Genomic DNA, 19,154 nt, shown 5'->3' with positions numbered 1-19,154 from the left:
CAATCACGACGGCTTTTTCGTATCTGCTGTCCCGTAATCAACGCCGGGTCAGCAACACACCCGATTCCATGTGATGCGTCCACGGGAACTGGTCAAACAACGCGCACTGGGTAATACGGTGCGTGTCGTGCAACTGGGCGATGTTGGCCGCCAGGGTTTCCGGGTTGCAGGAGATGTACAGGATGTTGTCGAAGCGGCGGGTCAGCTCGCAGGTGTCCGGGTCCATGCCGGCGCGCGGCGGGTCGACGAAGACGCTGCCGAACTCATAGCTCTTCAGGTCGATGCCTTGCAGGCGACGGAACGGGCGCACTTCGTTGAGCGCTTCGGTCAGTTCTTCGGCAGACAAACGCACCAGAGTGACGTTATCCACAGCGTTTTCGCTGAGGTTGCTCAATGCCGCGTTGACCGAGGTTTTGCTGATTTCGGTAGCCAGCACTTTGCGCACGCGAGTCGCGAGCGGCAGGGTGAAGTTACCGTTACCGCAATACAGCTCCAGCAAGTCGTCAGTGCGGTCACCGAGTGCTTCGTACGCCCAGTTGAGCATCTTCTGGTTCACCGTGCCGTTCGGCTGGGTGAACGCGCCTTCCGGCTGGCGATAGCTGAAGGTGCGACCGCCGACGTCGAGTTTCTCGACCACGTAATCGAGGCCAAGCACTTCGCGTTTACCCTTCGAGCGACCAATAATGCTGACGCCGAGATCCGCCGCCAACTTCGTCGCCGCAGTATGCCAGTGTTCGTCCAGCGGGCGGTGATAGCACAGGGTGATCATCGCATCGCCAGACAGTGTGGTCAGAAACTCCACTTGAAACAGCTTGTGGCTCAGCGCCGAACTGGCCTGCCAGGCAGCCTTTAATTGCGGCATCAACTGGTTGATGCGCAGGCTGGCAATCGGGAACGCTTCGATCAGGATCGGCGTGCGTTTGTCGTCCTGTGAGAACATCGCGTAATGCCGCTCGCCGCCCTCGCGCCACAGGCGGAATTCGGCGCGCAGACGGAAGTTCTGCAGCGGCGAGTCGAACACGGTCGGCTCGGGGGCATCGAACGGCGCCAGCAGATCACGCAAACGCGTGACCTTGGCTTCAAGTTGCTCGGCGTAAGCCTGGGAATCGAATGTCATGCGTTGAACCAACCCAACTTGATCACAAACAGAATCGACAGAATCACCAGCGCCGGGTTCAGCTCACGAGCGCGGCCGGACAGCAACTTGATCACGGTCCAGGCGATGAAACCGAACGCGATGCCGTTGGCGATCGAATAAGTGAACGGCATGGCTAGCGCGGTGACCACGACCGGCGCGGCGACGGTGATGTCGTCCCAGTCTATTTCCGCCAGACCGGAAGTCATCAATACGGCGACGAACAGCAGTGCCGGCGCGGTGGCGAAGGCCGGAACGCTGGCCGCCAGTGGCGAGAAGAACAGTGCCAGCAGGAACAGAATCGCCACGACGATGGCGGTGAGACCGGTACGCCCGCCCGCACTCACGCCGGCAGCAGATTCGATGTAACTGGTGGTGGTCGACGTACCCAGCAACGAACCGGCCATGGCCGCGGTGCTGTCGGCGATCAGTGCGCGGCCCATTTTCGGCATGTGGCCGTCCTTGCCCATCAGGCCGGCGCGCTTGGCGACGCCGATCAGGGTGCCGGAGTTGTCGAAGAGGTCGACGAACAGGAACGCGAAAATCACGCTGACCAGACCGATGTCCAGTGCGCCTTTGATGTCCAGTTGCATGAAGGTCGGCGCCAGCGAAGGTGGCATCGAGGTCACGCCGTTGAACGGGGTGACGCCCATGGCGATGGAAATGATGGTCACTGCCAGAATGCCGATCAGTACTGCACCGCGCACTTTCAGCGCTTCGAGGGCAACGATCAGGGCAAAGCCGAGGGTGGCGAGGATCGGTGCCGGGGCTTTCAAGTCACCGAGGCCGACCATGGTCGCCGGGTTGCTGACCACGATGCCAGCGTTGTGCAGGGCGATCAGTGCCAGGAACAGGCCGATACCGGCAGCAATCGCCGAGCGCAGCGGCAGCGGGATGCTGTTTATGATCCATTCACGGATGCGGAAGATCGACAGCAGGAAGAAGCACACGGCCGAGATGAATACCGCACCCAGCGCCACTTGCCAGGTGTGGCCCATGTGCAGGACGACGGTGTAGGTGAAGAAGGCGTTCAGACCCATGCCCGGCGCAAGGGCGATCGGGTAGTTGGCGATCAGGCCCATGATCGTCGAACCGATCGCAGCCGCCAGACAGGTGGCGACAAACACCGCACCCTTGTCCATGCCGGTCTCGCCGAGAATGCTCGGATTGACGAACAGAATGTAGGCCATGGCCAAGAAAGTCGTGATGCCCGCCAGAATCTCGGTGCGCACGTTGGTGTTGTGTGCCTTGAGTTGAAACAGCCTTTCCAGCATGTCTGCTCCCCGTGGCGCGCGTGGCGCCGTGAATGTATCGACCTCAACAGCAAAGCACAGACCATCGCAAGCGCCTGGAAAATTGTGGTGGGCCGGAAAAAGCCGCGCATCATACCAGCAGCGTGAGGAATATGGCGGTTGTTGGTGTCGATCGTCGGCGAAGTTTTGCCTTGAAGCCAACTGCGCCATACTGCGCGCTGATTTTTTCGGGACGGGAAGCGCATGAGCAGGTGCTGGATGAAGGGTTCGGGTTTGATTGCAGCACTGATGGCCGTGACGCCGTTAGCGTTGGCGGCCTCGGCGGAGCCGTTGACCCAAGTGAAAGTGATCAAGGTGCAATCGCCGGCCTGTGGCCTGGAAGACATTGGTGATGGGCAGACACAGACCCAATGCAATCACAACGGGCCGAGCATCAAAGTCTATGTACTGGAAGTCGGATACGGCCAGAGCCAGCCGCATGCCACGCTGGATGGTTTCGAAGTGAACGGCACCCGAGCGCCGGTATGTGCCTTTGATAATGGCAACCTGACCGAGTGCAGTCCGGGCCGTAGCACCGTCGGTTCTCTTTATACCTTCGATCTGGCGGGCAAACAGGAAGGTACCTTCACCTTCAGCAACACCTCGATCAACGCGCCACGCAATACGATGTCGACCCAGCTTTACATCAAGTAACGGCTGTTGCAGCGCGATCCGGGTGAAGCTGACTACGCTTCAAGTATCACCCAGCGGATAGCGCCCATGACCTTTAGAGCCCTGATTACCCTCGCCGAGGGCATCGATGATCTGCAAAGCGTGACCCTGATCGACGTGCTGCGCCGCGCCGGCATCGAAGTGGTCGCCGCCAGTATTGAAGGACGACGCATGCTGACCTGCGCGCGTGGTACACGCCTGACCGCCGACGGCATGCTGGTCGATGTGCTGGCGCAAACCTTCGACCTGATCGTACTGCCCGGCGGTGTTGTCGGTTCACAACATCTGGCCGCACATCAACCGCTGCAACAACTGCTCAAGGATCAAGCCAGCGCCGGACGCCTGTTCGCCGCCATCGCCGAATCCCCGGCCGTCGCCCTGCAAACCTTTGGAGTGCTGCGTCAACGACGCATGACCTGTTTGCCCAGCGCCAGCCATCAACTCTCGGGCTGTACGTTTGTTGATCAACCGGTGGTGGTCGACGGCAATTGCATCACCGCGCAAGGTTCCAGCGCTGCGCTGGAGTTTGCCTTGACGCTGGTCGAGCAACTCGGCGGCAAGGCCTTGCGGGTGAAAGTGGCGGGGGAGTTGTAGTGGCTGGAGGTGTCAGGCGTGGACAGCGATCAGTTCGATAACCGGTTGCTCCCGATGCTCCGCTTGCCACAGATCGTAGTCGGTTTGTACGCCTAGCCACACACGCGCCTTGCCAATGCCAGCACGCTCAAGACGCACAGCCAGATCCGGGCTGATTGGCGCATGTCCGTGTAGTACACGGGAAAGATGTGGGCGCGCGAAGCCCAAGTGTCGGGCCAATTCGGTCACGCTGATGCCAAGCTCGGGCAAAACATCCATCAGCAGGGTTTCGCCGGGGTGTGGCGGGTTGTGCATGGGCATGAGCCTGCCTCCTGTCAGTGGTAATCCAGATAATCGACCAGTTCGATATCCGAACCGACAAACGAAAGATCACTCGCCAGTTGCCTGAAACGCTCAGCGACCAGTACTCCGTCAGTTCACTTTTCAATCGATGCAGGCGCCAACCCGGAAGGTCTAGATCTGCGGGAATCGTAGCGCGATCCATGAACTGCAGCATGCGCGACAGCCGTTTTGCGTGGTCGGCACGAATCCCGCGAGTCGAACCTGTTTCATAGAAGCCTCGAAGGCCTTTGTGCTGAAAGGATTTGATCATGGGCTGGAGTGTAAGGCGATACATTACACTCGGTGCGGTAACTATGTACCGCACCTTTTCAGTTATTTTGTGTTTTGGAGGTTGTCAGACCTTCACCTCCTCCTCCGGCACATGCATGCGATCCCGGTTAGCCAGCGTCGGAAACAACTTGATCCATGTCCCCGTCACCACCAGCGTACCGATCCCGCCCATCACCACCGCCGGCACGGTGCCGAACCAGTGGGCGGTGACGCCGGATTCGAATTCGCCCAACTGATTGGAAGCGCCGATAAACAGCCCGTTCACCGCGCTGACCCGGCCGCGCATTTCGTCGGGGGTTTCCAATTGTACGAAAGAGGCGCGGATGACCATGCTGATCATGTCCGCCGCGCCGAGTACCACCAGCACCGCCAGCGAGAACCAGAACGAGGTCGACAGGCCGAAGGCGATGGTGGCAACGCCGAATACGCCGACCGCCGTGAACATTATCCGGCCAACGTTGCGTTCTACGGCAAATCGGGCGAGGAACAGCGACATCCCCAGTGCGCCGACCGCCGGTGCCGAACGTAGCAGGCCGAGGCCCCATGGCCCGGTCAGCAGGATGTCCTTGGCGAATACCGGCAACAACGCCGTGGCGCCGCCGAGGAGTACCGCAAACAAATCCAGCGAAATCGCCCCGAGAATGTCCGGGCGGCTGCGAATGAAGCGAATCCCCGCCAGCAACGAATCCAGCGTGGCTTTGCCTTTGTTCAGTGGTGTTTGCCGCGCGGGCAGGTTGAGCATCAAGGTGCAGGCAATGACATACAGCAGCACGGTCGGGCCATACACCCAGACGCTGCCGAACGCGTAGAGCAAGCCGCCCAGCGCCGGGGCGACGATGGTTGCCGACTGTTGCGCCGATTGTGCCGCTGCCACCGCCCGTGGGAACAGTGCGCTGGGCACAATACTCGGCAGCAGTGCCTGGGTGGTCGGCATCTCGAACGAACGCGCCGCGCCGAGCAGGAAGGCGAGGATGAAGATCATCTCGCGGGTGACGTGATCGGTGGCGCTGCCGATGGCCAGCGCCAGGGCGATCAATGCCTGCAACGACTGACAGATCGCCGCGACTTTGCGTCGGTCATAGCGGTCGGCGACATGCCCGGTGTGCAACATGAACAGCACACGCGGGGCGAATTCGACCAGGCCGACCAGACCCAGATCGAGGACGTTGCCGGTCAATTGGTAGAGGTTCCAGCCAATTGCCACAGTGAGCATCTGAAAGCCGCTGGCGGTGAAGATCCGCGCGAACCAGAAAGCGAGAAACGGACGATGGTGACGTAACAGCAGGGGCGCTTGGCTGGGCATCTGAAGGCAGGTCTGGCTCGAGGCGAATCGCGAGGTTATCACCAGTCTGTAACAGGAAGTTGCTATGACAAAAAATTTAGTTAGGCAGACATCGATTTCCTCAAGCTCGCCGCAAGAAATCCATTGCAGAGCATCGCCGCGCCGATGAGGCAACTTGTCACGCGGCAAACGACCACGCAGTTCTTCGTCGGAAATGGGACTACTCTTTCAACGTTGCTTGATCCAGATCAAGACCCTCCTGGGCGATGCTCTGGTGGCGCGTTGACCAGACTCCCTGCGTTGCGATGGTTGTTTAAAAAGAACGAATCAGAATTCGCCGCACTCCATATCCGTGGGGGCAGTAGGCGCAGGGGCCACAAGCCCGGACGCCGGTATTACCTGACAGAGGAAGACTTATGTTCGGTTTAGAGGCACTCGATCTCGCCCGAATTCAGTTCGCGTTCACCATCTCGTTCCACATCCTGTTCCCGGCCATCACCATCGGCCTGGCGAGTTACCTCGCGGTGCTCGAAGGCTTGTGGCTAAAAACCCGTAATGACACCTACCGTGATCTCTACCATTTCTGGTCGAAGATCTTTGCCGTCAACTTCGGCATGGGCGTGGTCTCGGGGCTCGTCATGGCCTACCAGTTCGGCACCAACTGGAGTCGCTTCTCGGACTTCGCCGGCGCCGTCACCGGGCCGTTGCTGACCTATGAAGTGCTCACGGCATTCTTCCTTGAGGCCGGTTTCCTCGGGGTGATGCTGTTTGGCTGGAATAAGGTCGGACGTGGGCTGCACTTCTTTTCCACGGTCATGGTGGCCATCGGCACGCTGATTTCGACGTTCTGGATTCTCGCGTCCAATAGCTGGATGCAAACTCCGCAGGGCTTCGAGATCGTCAACGGTCAGGTAATCCCCACCGATTGGCTGGCGATCATCTTCAACCCATCGTTCCCGTATCGCCTGATGCACATGGCCACGGCTGCGTTTGTCGCCACGGCGTTCTTCGTCGGCTCTTCGGCGGCCTGGCACTTGCTGCGCGGCAAGGACAACCCGGCGATCCGCACGATGCTGTCGATGGCGATGTGGATGGCGCTGATCGTCGCGCCGATCCAGGCAGTCATCGGCGACTTCCATGGCCTCAACACCCTCGAACATCAGCCGGCGAAAATCGCCGCGATCGAAGGTCACTGGGAAAACAAAGGCGACGAAGCGACGCCGCTGATCCTGTTCGGCTGGCCGGACATGAAAGAAGAGAAAACCAAATTCGCCGTGGAGATCCCGTACCTCGGCAGTCTGATCCTCACTCACTCGCTGGACAAACAGGTCCCGGCGCTCAAGGAATTCCCGCCGGAAGACCGGCCGAATTCGACCATCGTGTTCTGGTCGTTCCGGATCATGGTCGGCCTTGGTTTCCTGATGATCTTCACCGGTCTGTGGAGCCTGTGGCTGCGTAAGCGCGACACGCTCTACACCTCACGGCCGTTCCTCTATCTGGCCTTGTGGATGGGGCCTTCCGGCCTGATCGCGATTCTCGCTGGCTGGTTCACCACCGAAATCGGCCGTCAGCCGTGGGTGGTCTACGGGCTGATGCGCACGGCGGATGCGTCTTCAAACCACAGCTTCATGCAGATGAGCATCACCCTGATCATGTTTGTGGTGGTGTATTTCGCCCTGTTCGGCGCAGGTCTCGGCTACATGATGCGCCTGGTGCGCAAGGGGCCGAAGATCAGCGAAGGCGCCGAGACGCCGGACGGTGGTCCAGGCAAGCAGCGTACGCCGGCGCGTCCTTTGTCCGCCGCCGACGATTCGGCCGATGCCGATCACGACACCCCCAGCCTGACCAAGGAGATTTGAGCCATGGGTATTGATCTTCCGCTGATCTGGGCCGTGATCATCATCTTCGGCATCATGATGTACGTGGTCATGGACGGCTTCGATCTGGGTATCGGGATTCTTTTCCCGTTCATCCCGGGCAAAGTCGACCGTGACGTGATGATGAACACCGTCGCCCCGGTCTGGGACGGCAACGAAACCTGGCTGGTACTGGGCGGCGCGGCGTTGTTCGGCGCGTTCCCGCTGGCCTATTCGGTAGTGTTGTCGGCGCTGTACCTGCCGCTGATCTTTATGTTGATCGGTTTGATCTTCCGTGGTGTGGCGTTCGAGTTCCGTTTCAAGGCCAAGGACGACAAGCGCCATCTGTGGGACAAGGCGTTTATCGGTGGCTCGGTGGCGGCGACGTTCTTCCAGGGCGTGGCGCTGGGCGCGTTCATCGACGGCTTGCCGGTGGTCAATCGGCAGTTCGCCGGCGGTTCACTGGACTGGCTGACGCCGTTCACAATGTTCTGCGGCGCCGCGCTGGTGGTGGCCTATGCCTTGCTCGGCTGTACCTGGCTGATCATGAAAACCGAAGGCAAGCTCCAGGAACAGATGCATGACTTGGCACGGCCATTGGCTTTCGTACTGCTGGCCGTGATCGGTATTGTCAGTATCTGGACGCCGCTGGCTCATCCGGATATTGCCACCCGCTGGTTCAGCATGCCGAACCTGTTCTGGTTCATGCCGGTGCCGATTCTGGTGTTGGTGACAATGTACGGCCTGATCCGCGCCGTGGCGCGCAATGCCAACTACATGCCGTTCCTGCTGACCCTGGTACTGATCTTCCTCGGCTACAGCGGTCTGGGCATCAGCCTGTGGCCGAATATCGTGCCGCCGTCGATCTCGATCTGGGACGCCGCCGCACCGCCGCAAAGTCAGGGCTTCATGCTGGTGGGTACGCTGTTCATCATTCCGTTCATCCTGGGTTACACCTTCTGGAGCTACTACGTGTTCCGCGGCAAGGTCACCCATGAGGACGGTTATCACTAAGCGAAACCCTTTGGCAGCGAGCCTGCTCGCGATGGTGTCGGCAACGGCGCCATTGATCTGACTGATGAGGATCGAAACAATGACCGGCAAACATTCCCTGCACGACATTGAAGAAGCCGAAAAAAAACCGCTGTGGCAGCGGCTCGGCTGGTTGGCCTTGATCTGGGTCGGTAGCGTCGGCGTGCTGTTTATCGCCGCCAGCCTGATGCGCCTGTTCATGAACGCGGCAGGCCTGACCACGCACTGAATCATCCCCGTCCCGGCGCCTTCGGGTACGGCTTTGCAACCCTCCTCACGGAGGGTTTTTTTTGCCTTGAGGTTTACTTGCGCGCTTTAAGAATGACGAATTTCGGTGTGGCGGCCACTTGCTCGACGCCGCGGAACAGCCGCGCCAGTTTGCTGTGGTAACCCAGATGACGGTTGCCGACGATGTACAGCGCGCCACCCACCACCAACGCTTCACGCGCCTGCTGGAACATGCGCCAGGCGAGGAAATCGCCCACCACCTGCTGCTGATGAAACGGCGGATTGCACAGCACCACATCCAGCGACTGCGCTTCCTGTCCGGCCAGACCGTCGCCGGCTCGCACGATCACTTCGCGATCGCCCAGCGCTGCACGCCAGTTTTCCGTAGCCGATTGCACCGCCATGAACGACTCGTCGACCAGCGTGTAATGCGCATCAGGGTTTTGCAGGGCACTCGCGATTGCCAGTACACCGTTGCCACAGCCCAGATCGGCGACTCGGGCGCTGCCCAGGTTTTTCGGTAGGTGCGGCAGGAACGCACGCGTGCCGATGTCCAGGCCTTCGCGGCAGAACACGTTGGCGTGGTTGAGCAACTCGATCGGTGGCTCGTCGAGGCGATAGCGTGACGGGTAGGGCGAGACGGCCGGGGGGGTTGCTTCAGGCGTGGCGATCAACAAGCGAGCCTTTTTCACCGCCAGTGAGGCTTGCACCGGACCAATGTAGCGTTCAAGCAGATCACCGGCGGCGCGTGGCAGGTGTTTGACCATGGCCGCTGCGACGACTTCAGCGCCGGGCGCGAGTTGCCCCTGCAAGCGGATCAGTTGTTCTTCCAGCAGTGCAAGGGTTTTCGGCACGCGGATCAGCACCCGATCAAACGGTCCGACCAATGGCTCGCTCGCGGGGATCCCGCGAACAGCGTCAAACGCCTGCCCATTGCGCAGCAGGTTCTTTTCCAGGCCCTGGAAACCCAGAAACGAGTCACCGCTGCTACTGACCCTGACCTTGCCTGACAAACTGGCAGCCAACGCACCGAAGCTGTCGTTGAGCACCAACACGTGCGTGTCCGCCGCCGGTTGCTGCGCCGCCAAATGGTTAAGCAGGTACTCGTCAGCGGCATCGAAGGCTTGCAGCGGTTCGTTCTGCTGTTCGGGCTGGCGGATCAGGTCGAGTTGGGCAAAGGGCGTATCAAGCAAAGGCATGGGGCGGGAACTCAGGGTAATCAACGGGGTGTTCCACAGCCCTGACATTGTGCTGCGGCACCGACCGAGTGTACTGCAACGCCGAACGTTCACGTCATCACTCAGGAGGGTCGCGAATGGTACGTTTTTTTCTTGGTTATTACCTGCACGTTTTATAGGGGACGCAAGACTGCTTGATTAGATGATGCCGGCTCTGGCGGCCGCGATGACAGCGGAAATCTTGTTGCAGACGTTGAGTTTCTCGATGACGTTCTGCACGTGGTAGTTCACGGTGCGTTCGCTCAGGCTGAGGATTTTCGAAATCTCATAAGCGGTCTTGCCGCCGGCTGATAATTGCAGAACCTCCAGTTCGCGGGGCGACAGGTGCGGTTGGCGGGGCTTGAGAGATTGGGGCGGCAGCGTCCGGGCGAACAGTTCACTCAGGTGACTGGTGGCGAAGAACATATAACCAAAATGTTCATACAACTCCAGAGGACTGATGGGGCAATGCTTGCGCGCCAGGCTGATAATGCTGCACAAACCGCTTTGCTCATGGTGGAACGACTGTGACCAGCCATATTGCAGTCCATATTGCTGCAAACCCTGCCAAAGCTGAGGCTTTTCTGCGAATACCGATTCGCTCCAGACGATGGGCATCATTGAGTGATTACAGTGTGCTATCAGTGGGTCGATTTTACTGTAATGTTTCTGATCATATTGTGCGTTCCATTCTTTGGGGTAGTTGTTGATTTGCAAGGGATCAAGACGTAGTTCCCGATTGGGTGAAGTAACCGAAATGGCACAAAAGTTAAAGCCCAGGTTTTCGGCGAATCTCAACAGAATCGTATAAGCAGCGTCTATATCCCTGGCGAAAGTCAGTTGCTTTAACTGCGACTCCTTCCACGTTTCCATTACAGAATCTCCATTGGTATTACCGGGGGGGGGTGCAAATGGATCCAAAAGATCCGGCACGCAACGGAGTGTAGGACGTTTCATACAAGGGGCATTAAATTTTTTCGATATTGATGGTGGGAATGTTTTTATAAAAGGTTCTTAGCGAATGACGGGTTTAGTATTCAGGTCGTCATCCTAAATTTCAGTTTTACATTTAATTTTATTTGATGAGTTCAGTTGCTATTCATTTAGGTGAGGAGTAGCTGAATGCCATTACTCATCGTCGGTGTTTAAGGCGACCAATATGCGCGACACTGGCAGCAATCGTTCAATGGAGTGCCCCATGACCGCCAGTGCCGAGAAATACACCACGCAGACGTTGCTTGATGTTCAACCCTTGACCCCAAGCCTGTTTACCTTGCGTACCAGCCGGGATGCAGGGTTCCGTTTCCGCGCCGGGCAGTTCGCCAGGCTCGGTGTGACCAAAGCCGATGGCAGCATCGTGTGGCGTGCCTATTCGATGGTGTCGTCGCCTTTTGACGAGTTTCTCGAGTTCTTTTCCATCGTCGTGCCGGGCGGGGAGTTCACCAGTGAGCTGAGTCGGCTGCAGGTCGGCGACACCTTGCTGGTAGATCGCCAGGCTTTCGGCTACCTGACACTGGACCGTTTCGTCGATGGGCGCGATCTATGGCTGTTATCCACAGGCACCGGGGTGGCGCCGTTTCTGTCGATTTTGCAGGACTTCGAAGTCTGGGAAAAATTCGAGCGAATCATTCTGGTGTACAGCGTGCGCGAGGCGCGGGAGTTGGCCTATCAGTCGTTGATTGCCGGACTCACGCAGCGTGAATACCTCAGCGAACATGCGCACAAATTGCAGTTCATCACGACGGTGACGCGTGAAGCGCATCCTGACGCATTGCACGGGCGCATCACTACCTTGATTGAAAATGGTGAACTGGAGCGCGCCGCGGGTGTGGAGCTGTCGGCGGAGCACTCGCGCGTCATGCTGTGCGGCAATCCACAGATGATCGATGACACGCGCGCGCTGCTGAAAAAACGCCACATGAGCCTTAGCCTGACCCGCAGGCCCGGTCAGGTGGCTGTGGAGAATTACTGGTAAACAAACGGCGCCTCGAAGGCGCCGTTGTTTCTATCGTGCACTGCATTCAGGGCCGGGTGTTCTGGGCCTTGAGCAAGTCGCGGATCTCGCCCAGCAACTCTTCTTCCTTGGTCGGAACCGGTGGCAGGGTAGGGGCCACGGCCTCTTCGCGCTTGAGGCGGTTGATCGCTTTGACACCCATGAAAATGGCGAACGCGACGATCACGAAGTCCAGAACGGTCTGCAGGAATTTGCCGTAGGCCAGCACCACTGCAGGCGCATTGCCTTCGGCGGCCTTGAGCGTGACGGCCAGATCACTGAAGTCGACCCCACCGATCAACAGGCCGATTGGCGGCATGATGACGTCACCGACAAACGACGAAACAATCTTGCCGAAGGCAGCACCGATGATGATACCGACGGCCATGTCGACCACATTGCCTTTGACCGCGAAGGCCTTGAACTCGCTTAGCACGCCCATAGTTATTTCCTTGTTACAGATGAGTTTGGTGTACGCAGTGTAAATCAGCAAAACGCGTCCTGCGCGAAACACCTTCTTACAATGCCCGTTTTTATCGACACATCAATCGACGATTAGTTTGCAAAGTGCCAGCAATCGCGCGCGAAATATACTGTAACTCGCTGATCGAAAAGCCAATTTTCTCAATCGTGGCGTTATGTTCTTTCTATTTATGTTCGACGCCGCAGGCCTCTAGCCTTGGGTTGGCGCACCTGGATGCGCCCAAAAAAACCAGAGGATCCTGATATGAACTCCGCACTTGGACTGGGGGCTTTTCCCCGTCGTCGCACCCTCGGCGTACTCACCGCCAGCCTGTTGACCTTCTCCGTAAATGCCGCGCCCCTGACCCGCGATAACGGTGCAGCGGTCGGCGACAATCAGAACTCGCAGACCGCCGGTGCCAATGGCCCGGTGCTGCTGCAGGATGTGCAGTTGATTCAGAAACTGCAGCGCTTTGACCGTGAACGCATTCCCGAGCGTGTGGTTCACGCCCGTGGTACCGGCGCCCATGGCACCTTCACCGTGACCAACGATCTCAGTGACCTGAGCAAGGCCAAGGTGTTCGCCACTGGCCAGAGCACGCCGGTATTCGTGCGCTTCTCCGCGGTGGTGCACGGCAATCACTCGCCGGAAACCCTGCGTGATCCACGAGGTTTCGCCACCAAGTTTTACACGGCTGACGGCAACTGGGACCTGGTCGGCAATAACTTTCCGACCTTTTTCATCCGCGACGCGATCAAGTTTCCCGACATGGTGCACGCGTTCAAACCGGATCCGCGGACTAACCTAGATGACGATTCTCGCCGATTCGACTTCTTCTCTCATGTACCGGAAGCCACCCGTACCCTGACCGAGTTGTATTCGAACTCGGGAACGCCGGCCAGTTATCGAGAAATGGACGGTAATGGTGTTCATGCTTACAAGTTGATTAACGCCAAGGGTGAAGTCCACTACGTCAAGTTTCACTGGAAGAGCTTGCAGGGACTTAATAACCTCACGCCAAAACAAGTCGCGAACGTCCAGGGTCAAGACTACAGTCATATGACCAATGATCTGGTGAGCAACATTAATAAAGGTAACTTCCCAAAATGGGACTTGTACATTCAAGTGCTGAAACCACAAGACTTGTCCAAGTTTGATTTTGATCCATTAGACGCCACCAAGATCTGGCCAGGTATTCCTGAGCGAAAAGTTGGACAAATGGTGTTGAACCGTAATCCGGCGAATGTCTTCCAGGAAACCGAACAAGTGGCCATGGCGCCAGCCAATGTAGTTCCAGGTATCGAACCTTCCGAAGACCGTTTGTTACAAGGCCGAGTGTTCTCTTATGCCGATACGCAAATGTATCGCCTGGGTGCCAATGCCCTGCAATTGCCGATCAATGCGCCGAAAGTTGCCGTGAACAATGGCAACCAGGATGGCGCGATGAACTTCGGCGCCAGCAACAGTGGTGTGAACTATCAGCCAAGCCGACTGCAGCCCCGTGACGAGACGCCAGGCGCGCGTTACAGCCAATCGGCGCTATCGGGCAGCACCCAGCAGGCGAAAATTCAGCGTGAGCAGAACTTCAAGCAGGCCGGCGATCTGTATCGCTCGTTCAGCAAGCAAGAACGCCGGGACCTGATCGACAGCTTCGGCGGCTCGCTGGCAACCACCGATGATGAGAGCAAGCACATCATCCTGTCCTTCCTTTATAAGGCCGATCCGGAATACGGCACTGGCGTCACTGAAGTGGCCAAAGGCGACCTGAGCCGGGTCAAGGCGCTGGCAGCGAAACTGGTCGACTGATACCGATGTAGCGCACGCGGGGCCTGAGTCAGGCCCCGTTTCGTTTAAAGGAGAATGCTGATGCGAAGCTGTCTTTTACTCTTGGCCGGTTGCCTGTCGTTCGCGGCATGGGCGGCACCGGTCGAGCAGAGTCCCGAGGCAATCCAGGCCCAACTGCGCGACTATTACTTCGATGCGGCCCGACGCGGTGATGTGCCGATGCTCGACACGTTCATCGAGTCCGGGTATTCCCTCGACACCCGCGACAGCAAGGGTTACACCGCGCTGATTCTGGCGGCCTATCACGGTCAGGCTCCGGCCGTGGAGCGTTTACTTGCAGCCGGCGCCGATGCCTGTGCCCAGGATCAACGTGGCAACACCGCGCTGATGGGGGCGATTTTCAAAGGTGAAGTACAGATCGCCCGGCGCCTGATGGCCACCGATTGCAGCCCCGATCAGCGTAACGGTGCCGGGCAGACGGCAGCCATGTACGCCGGATTGTTCAAGCGCCTGGAATTGCTTGATGCGCTGAAAGCCAAGGGCGCGGACCTGAATGCCGAAGATCCGTTCGGTAATAGCGCCACGCGTCTGGCCAGTGGCGAAATCCGTAGTGCGGCGCCGCGCTGATCGTCGGCACGTGCGTTATCATCGCGGTTTTTGTCGGGGGTTCTGATGGCCAAGGCCAAGCGCATGTACGGCTGCACCGAGTGCGGCGCAACCTTTCCCAAGTGGGCGGGCCAGTGCGGCGAGTGCGGCGCCTGGAACACCCTGACCGAGACCATGATCGAAAGCGGCGGCGCCACAGCACCGACCGGCCGCACCGGCTGGGCCGGGCAGCAGGCGCAGATCAAGACCTTGGCCGAAGTCAGCATCGAAGAAATTCCGCGCTTTTCCACCGCCTCCGGTGAGCTGGACCGGGTCCTCGGTGGCGGTCTGGTCGACGGCTCGGTGGTGCTGATCGGCGGTGATCCGGGTATCGGTAAATCGACCATCCTGTTGCAGACCCTGTGCAACCTGGCCAAAAGCATGCCGGCTCTCTACGTCACCGGCGAAGAATCCCAACAGCAAGTGGCCATGCGTGCCCGGCGCCTCGGCTTACCGCAGGATCAACTGCGGGTAATGACCGAAACCTGCATCGAAACCATCATCGCCACCGCCCGACAGGAAAAGCCCAAGGTGATGGTGATCGACTCGATCCAGACGATCTTCACCGAACAGCTGCAATCTGCCCCCGGCGGTGTTTCCCAGGTACGTGAGAGCGCGGCGCTGCTGGTGCGTTATGCAAAACAGAGCGGCACGGCGATTTTCCTCGTCGGCCACGTCACCAAGGAAGGCGCGCTCGCGGGTCCCCGAGTTCTCGAACACATGGTTGATACCGTGCTGTATTTCGAAGGCGAGTCCGATGGGCGTTTGCGTTTGCTGCGTGCGGTGAAAAACCGTTTCGGTGCGGTCAACGAACTCGGTGTGTTCGGCATGACCGACAAGGGCCTGAAAGAAGTCTCCAACCCGTCGGCGATTTTTCTCACCCGTGCGCAGGAAGAAGTCCCCGGCAGTGTGGTCATGGCCACGTGGGAGGGCACTCGACCGATGCTGGTGGAAGTGCAGGCGCTGGTTGATGACAGCCATCTGGCCAATCCGCGTCGGGTGACGTTGGGGCTGGATCAGAACCGTTTGGCGATGTTGCTCGCAGTTTTGCATCGCCATGGCGGGATTCCGACCCATGATCAGGACGTGTTCCTTAACGTGGTCGGTGGGGTAAAGGTGTTGGAGACAGCATCGGATCTGGCGTTGATGGCGGCGGTCATGTCGAGCTTGCGCAACCGGCCGTTGCCGCATGATCTGCTGGTGTTCGGCGAGGTCGGGCTGTCTGGTGAAGTGCGTCCGGTGCCGAGCGGTCAGGAGCGGTTGAAGGAAGCGGCCAAGCATGGCTTCAAGCGCGCGATCGTGCCCAAGGGCAATGCGCCGAAGGAATCCCCACCAGGCTTGCAGATCATTGCCGTGACCCGCCTCGAACAGGCCCTTGACGCGCTCTTCGAATAACTTGAACCCACTGCATAACCTGTGGGAGCTGGCTTGCCAGCGATTGCGTTCTGTCCGTCGACATATTCGTCGAGTTTGAAATCGCTATCGCTGGCAAGCCAGCTCCCACAGGGTTCAATTGTGGATTCTAGATTTCGATCAGGGCACCCAGCTCGCGCTCCAGTTCAGCCTCATCCGCCAGATTCAACTCGATCAGGCGCCGCAAGCGCTGGATCGATTCCAGGCTTATATGTCGGCAGACAAAGCCCAACTGGTTATTTTCTTCGTGTGCCAGATGCACATCCATCTCGATATCGACGTCATCGCTCAGGTGAATGTCGACGAAAAAATCCTTCTCCGCATCCCCCAACCACGGCTCCGGCCTTTCGATCAGCAATCCTTTGAGCGACAGGTCGATCAGCTTGACCGGCCAGATGTAATCGCCCTGACTCAGCTCGGTTCTGGCATCGAACGCAATACGTTTGAAGCGACGACGGTTGGCTGGGTGTTCGCTCATGGCGCAATCCTCATGAAGGTTCGCTGACTATAGACCGCGAATGCGGGCGCCAGCCAATTGCTAAAGCGTCTAGACCAATGTCGGGGTATGGCCTTTGTCGCCGTAAGCGCTAAACTCGGGGTGGCTGTCTTTCTTGTCCACCCTGGCTGGAATAATAAAATGAAAAATAATAATAGCCTGCTACGCCACTTACCCTGGCTAGTGCTGGCAATCGTAGGAGCGTGCGCCCTGGGCGTAGTGGCGTTGCGCCGCGGCGAGGCGATCAACGCCTTGTGGATCGTGGTCGCCGCTGTGGCCATTTATCTGGTTGCGTACCGTTACTACAGTCTGTTCATCGCCAACAACGTGATGCAACTGGACCCGCGTCGGGCCACCCCCGCCGTGCTCAACAATGATGGTCTGGACTATGTGCCGACCAACAAACACATTCTTTTCGGTCACCACTTCGCCGCGATCGCGGGCGCCGGACCTCTGGTCGGCCCGGTGCTGGCCGCGCAGATGGGCTACTTGCCCGGCACGCTCTGGCTGATTGCCGGCGTGGTGCTGGCGGGCGCGGTGCAGGACTTCATGGTGCTGTTCATGTCGACCCGGCGCAACGGCCGTTCCCTGGGCGACATGGTGCGTGAAGAAATGGGCCGCGTGCCCGGCACCATTGCCCTGTTCGGCTGCTTCCTGATCATGATCATCATCCTCGCGGTGCTGGCGCTGATCGTGGTTAAAGCGTTGGCCGAGAGCCCGTGGGGCATCTTCACCGTAATGGCGACCATCCCGATCGCGATGTTCATGGGCATTTACATGCGCTACATCCGCCCGGGCCGCATCGGCGAAATCTCCGTGGTCGGCGTGTTGCTGCTGCTCGGGTCGATCTGGCTCGGTGGGCAGATTGCTGCTGATCCGGTGTGGGCCAAGGCGTTCACCTTCACCGGCGTGCAGATTACCTGGATGCTGGTCGGTTACGGTTTCGTCGCTGCGTCGCTGCCGGTTTGGCTGATTCTGGCACCGCGCGACTACCTGTCGACGTTCCTGAAAATCGGCACCATCGTCGCCCTGGCGATCGGTATTCTGGTGACCATGCCCGAGCTGAAAATGCCGGCGCTGACCCAGTTCGTCGATGGCACTGGCCCGGTGTGGAAGGGCGGTCTGTTCCCGTTCCTGTTCATCACCATCGCTTGCGGTGCGGTATCGGGCTTCCACGCATTGATCTCTTCGGGCACCACGCCGAAGCTGCTGGATAACGAAACCAACGCTCGCTACATCGGCTACGGCGGTATGTTGATGGAGTCGTTCGTGGCGATCATGGCCATGGTTGCCGCGTCGGTGATCGAGCCTGGCGTGTACTTCGCCATGAACAGCCCGGCTGCTGTGGTCGGCAGTGACGTCGCTTCGGTTGCGCAAGTGGTTTCCAGCTGGGGCTTCGCGATCACGCCGGAAGCGCTGCAAGCCGTGGCGCATGACATTGGTGAAACCACCATCCTGGCCCGTGCCGGTGGTGCGCCGACCCTGGCGGTCGGTATCGCGCAGATCCTGCACAGTGTCCTGCCGGGTGAAAACACCATGGCGTTCTGGTACCACTTCGCGATCCTGTTTGAAGCGCTGTTCATCCTGACGGCTGTGGACGCCGGCACCCGTGCCGGGCGCTTCATGCTGCAGGACCTGCTCGGTTCCTTCGTTCCGGCGCTGAAGCGCACCGAATCGTGGACCGCCAACCTGATCGCCACCGCCGGTTGTGTGGCGATGTGGGGCTGGTTGCTCTACCAAGGCGTGATCGATCCACTGGGCGGCATCAACACCTTGTGGCCGCTGTTCGGTATCTCCAACCAGATGCTGGCCGGTATTGCGCTGATGCTCGGCACCGTGGTCCTGATCAAAATGAAGCGCCAGCGCTACATCTGGGTCACTCTGCTGCCGGCTACCTGGCTGCTGATCTGCACCACGACCGCGGGCTTCATCAAGCTGTTCGACGCCAACCCGGCGATCGGCTTCCTGTCGCTGGCCAAGAAATACAGCGATGCGCTGGCCAACGGTCAGGTGCTGGCACCGGCAAAAAGCGTCGAGCAGATGCAGCACGTGATCTTCAACGCTTACACCAACGCAACGCTCACCGCGCTGTTCCTGTTCGTGGTCTTCAGCATCCTGTTCTATGCGCTCAAGGTCGGCATCGCCGCTTGGGGCAAAAAAGAGCGTACGGATAAAGAATCGCCATTCCAGGCCCTGCCGGATGCGTAACCAGAGGATTGCAGCATGTTCAATGACCTGAGTCGCCTCGGTAAATACCTCGGTCAGGCCGCGCGCCTGATGGTCGGCATGCCCGACTACGACACCTACGTCGAGCATATGCAAACCAAGCACCCGGACAAGCCGGTGATGAGCTACGAGATGTTCTTTCGCGAACGTCAGGAAGCCCGTTACGGTGGCAAGGGTGGGCCGAAGTGCTGTTGAGCTGACAGCGCAAGGTTG

Annotated in this window: 19 protein-coding genes and 1 pseudogene; 11 read left to right on the top strand and 9 right to left on the bottom strand. The window is 58.9% G+C overall.

Annotation, left to right across the window (positions count from 1 at the left end; genetic code table 11):
• Positions 1-37 precede the first annotated feature (37 nt).
• Together trmA and CKW26_RS11970 are read right to left on the bottom strand one after the other, a co-directional pair.
• On the bottom strand, positions 38-1,117 hold the full coding sequence (trmA, locus tag CKW26_RS11975) for a tRNA (uridine(54)-C5)-methyltransferase TrmA (RefSeq protein ID WP_095048732.1): 1,080 nt from the start codon (positions 1,115-1,117) through the stop codon (positions 38-40).
• Positions 1,114-2,409: an NCS2 family permease gene (locus CKW26_RS11970; RefSeq protein WP_095048731.1), complete on the bottom strand. Its 1,296-nt coding sequence runs from the start codon at positions 2,407-2,409 to the stop codon at positions 1,114-1,116. Before CKW26_RS11970 ends, trmA begins: the two co-directional genes overlap by 4 nt.
• Positions 2,410-2,631: 222 nt before the next feature.
• On the opposite strand from CKW26_RS11970, the gene CKW26_RS11965 reads away from it, so the two are divergent.
• Positions 2,632-3,081 (top strand): DUF4879 domain-containing protein, encoded by a 450-nt coding sequence (locus CKW26_RS11965; RefSeq protein WP_095048730.1) that lies wholly within the window; start codon positions 2,632-2,634, stop codon positions 3,079-3,081.
• Between the two features lie 66 nt (positions 3,082-3,147).
• On the top strand, positions 3,148-3,693 hold the full coding sequence (locus tag CKW26_RS11960; RefSeq protein WP_095048729.1) for a DJ-1 family glyoxalase III: 546 nt from the start codon (positions 3,148-3,150) through the stop codon (positions 3,691-3,693).
• Positions 3,694-3,705: 12 nt separating this feature from the next.
• Here the strand turns inward: CKW26_RS11960 and CKW26_RS11955 are convergent, their stop codons facing one another.
• From CKW26_RS11955 to CKW26_RS11945, 3 genes and pseudogenes are all read right to left on the bottom strand, one after another.
• Positions 3,706-3,993 (bottom strand): HigA family addiction module antitoxin, encoded by a 288-nt coding sequence (locus CKW26_RS11955; protein ID WP_095048728.1) that lies wholly within the window; start codon positions 3,991-3,993, stop codon positions 3,706-3,708.
• A gap of 14 nt (positions 3,994-4,007) precedes the next feature.
• Positions 4,008-4,285, bottom strand: a pseudogene (locus CKW26_RS11950) (type II toxin-antitoxin system RelE/ParE family toxin).
• Positions 4,286-4,369: 84 nt separating this feature from the next.
• Positions 4,370-5,608: an MFS transporter gene (locus tag CKW26_RS11945; protein WP_095048727.1), complete on the bottom strand. Its 1,239-nt coding sequence runs from the start codon at positions 5,606-5,608 to the stop codon at positions 4,370-4,372.
• Positions 5,609-6,003: 395 nt separating this feature from the next.
• Here CKW26_RS11945 and CKW26_RS11940 point away from each other — a divergent pair, with 395 nt between their 5' ends.
• The 3 genes from CKW26_RS11940 (at position 6,004) to CKW26_RS11930 (ending at position 8,704) form a co-directional block, all read left to right on the top strand.
• The gene (locus tag CKW26_RS11940) at positions 6,004-7,446 is read left to right on the top strand and encodes a cytochrome ubiquinol oxidase subunit I (protein ID WP_095048726.1); all 1,443 of its coding nucleotides are present in this window, start codon (positions 6,004-6,006) and stop codon (positions 7,444-7,446) included.
• Between the two features lie 3 nt (positions 7,447-7,449).
• Positions 7,450-8,457, top strand: a complete 1,008-nt coding sequence (gene cydB / locus CKW26_RS11935; RefSeq protein ID WP_007909749.1) for a cytochrome d ubiquinol oxidase subunit II — start codon at positions 7,450-7,452, stop codon at positions 8,455-8,457.
• 79 nt (positions 8,458-8,536) lie between these two features.
• Positions 8,537-8,704, top strand: coding sequence for a DUF2474 domain-containing protein (locus CKW26_RS11930; protein ID WP_095048725.1), 168 nt, complete (start codon positions 8,537-8,539; stop codon positions 8,702-8,704).
• Between the two features lie 73 nt (positions 8,705-8,777).
• On the opposite strand, the gene CKW26_RS11925 is transcribed toward CKW26_RS11930, so the two are convergent.
• The gene (locus tag CKW26_RS11925; RefSeq protein ID WP_095048724.1) at positions 8,778-9,902 is read right to left on the bottom strand and encodes a class I SAM-dependent methyltransferase; all 1,125 of its coding nucleotides are present in this window, start codon (positions 9,900-9,902) and stop codon (positions 8,778-8,780) included.
• Positions 9,903-10,079: 177 nt separating this feature from the next.
• Positions 10,080-10,793 carry an autoinducer binding domain-containing protein gene (locus tag CKW26_RS11920; protein ID WP_095048723.1) on the bottom strand — a complete coding sequence of 238 codons (714 nt, stop codon included), beginning with the start codon at positions 10,791-10,793 and terminating at the stop codon, positions 10,080-10,082.
• A 325-nt stretch (positions 10,794-11,118) separates the two neighbouring features.
• On the opposite strand from CKW26_RS11920, the gene CKW26_RS11915 reads away from it, so the two are divergent.
• Positions 11,119-11,895 (top strand): ferredoxin--NADP reductase, encoded by a 777-nt coding sequence (locus CKW26_RS11915; RefSeq protein WP_095048722.1) that lies wholly within the window; start codon positions 11,119-11,121, stop codon positions 11,893-11,895.
• 46 nt (positions 11,896-11,941) lie between these two features.
• Here CKW26_RS11915 and mscL read toward each other — a convergent pair whose 3' ends face one another.
• Positions 11,942-12,355 (bottom strand): large-conductance mechanosensitive channel protein MscL, encoded by a 414-nt coding sequence (mscL, locus tag CKW26_RS11910; RefSeq protein WP_095048721.1) that lies wholly within the window; start codon positions 12,353-12,355, stop codon positions 11,942-11,944.
• 285 nt (positions 12,356-12,640) lie between these two features.
• On the opposite strand from mscL, the gene katB reads away from it, so the two are divergent.
• The 3 genes from katB to radA are packed head-to-tail and all read left to right on the top strand — an operon-like array spanning position 12,641 to position 16,201.
• Positions 12,641-14,182 carry a catalase KatB gene (katB, locus tag CKW26_RS11905; protein WP_095048720.1) on the top strand — a complete coding sequence of 514 codons (1,542 nt, stop codon included), beginning with the start codon at positions 12,641-12,643 and terminating at the stop codon, positions 14,180-14,182.
• A gap of 60 nt (positions 14,183-14,242) precedes the next feature.
• A complete protein-coding gene (locus tag CKW26_RS11900; RefSeq protein ID WP_095048719.1) occupies positions 14,243-14,788 on the top strand; it encodes an ankyrin repeat domain-containing protein in 546 nt (181 codons plus the stop codon).
• Positions 14,789-14,833: 45 nt separating this feature from the next.
• On the top strand, positions 14,834-16,201 hold the full coding sequence (gene radA, locus CKW26_RS11895; protein ID WP_007909773.1) for a DNA repair protein RadA: 1,368 nt from the start codon (positions 14,834-14,836) through the stop codon (positions 16,199-16,201).
• Positions 16,202-16,328: 127 nt separating this feature from the next.
• Here the strand turns inward: radA and CKW26_RS11890 are convergent, their stop codons facing one another.
• Entirely contained in the window at positions 16,329-16,697 is a 369-nt protein-coding gene (locus CKW26_RS11890) for a PilZ domain-containing protein (protein ID WP_095048718.1), read from the bottom strand.
• Between the two features lie 159 nt (positions 16,698-16,856).
• On the opposite strand from CKW26_RS11890, the gene CKW26_RS11885 reads away from it, so the two are divergent.
• Together CKW26_RS11885 and CKW26_RS11880 are read left to right on the top strand one after the other, a co-directional pair.
• On the top strand, positions 16,857-18,923 hold the full coding sequence (locus tag CKW26_RS11885) for a carbon starvation CstA family protein (RefSeq protein ID WP_038361749.1): 2,067 nt from the start codon (positions 16,857-16,859) through the stop codon (positions 18,921-18,923).
• A gap of 15 nt (positions 18,924-18,938) precedes the next feature.
• Positions 18,939-19,136, top strand: a complete 198-nt coding sequence (locus CKW26_RS11880) for a YbdD/YjiX family protein (RefSeq protein WP_003228401.1) — start codon at positions 18,939-18,941, stop codon at positions 19,134-19,136.
• Positions 19,137-19,154: the final 18 nt, after the last annotated feature.

The sequence above is a fragment of the Pseudomonas sp. Irchel s3h9 genome (assembly GCF_900187475.1).
Lineage (GTDB): Bacteria > Pseudomonadota > Gammaproteobacteria > Pseudomonadales > Pseudomonadaceae > Aquipseudomonas > Aquipseudomonas neuropathica.
Note: the sequence above shows the minus strand (reverse complement) of the source record. Positions and strands in the feature narration are given on the sequence as shown.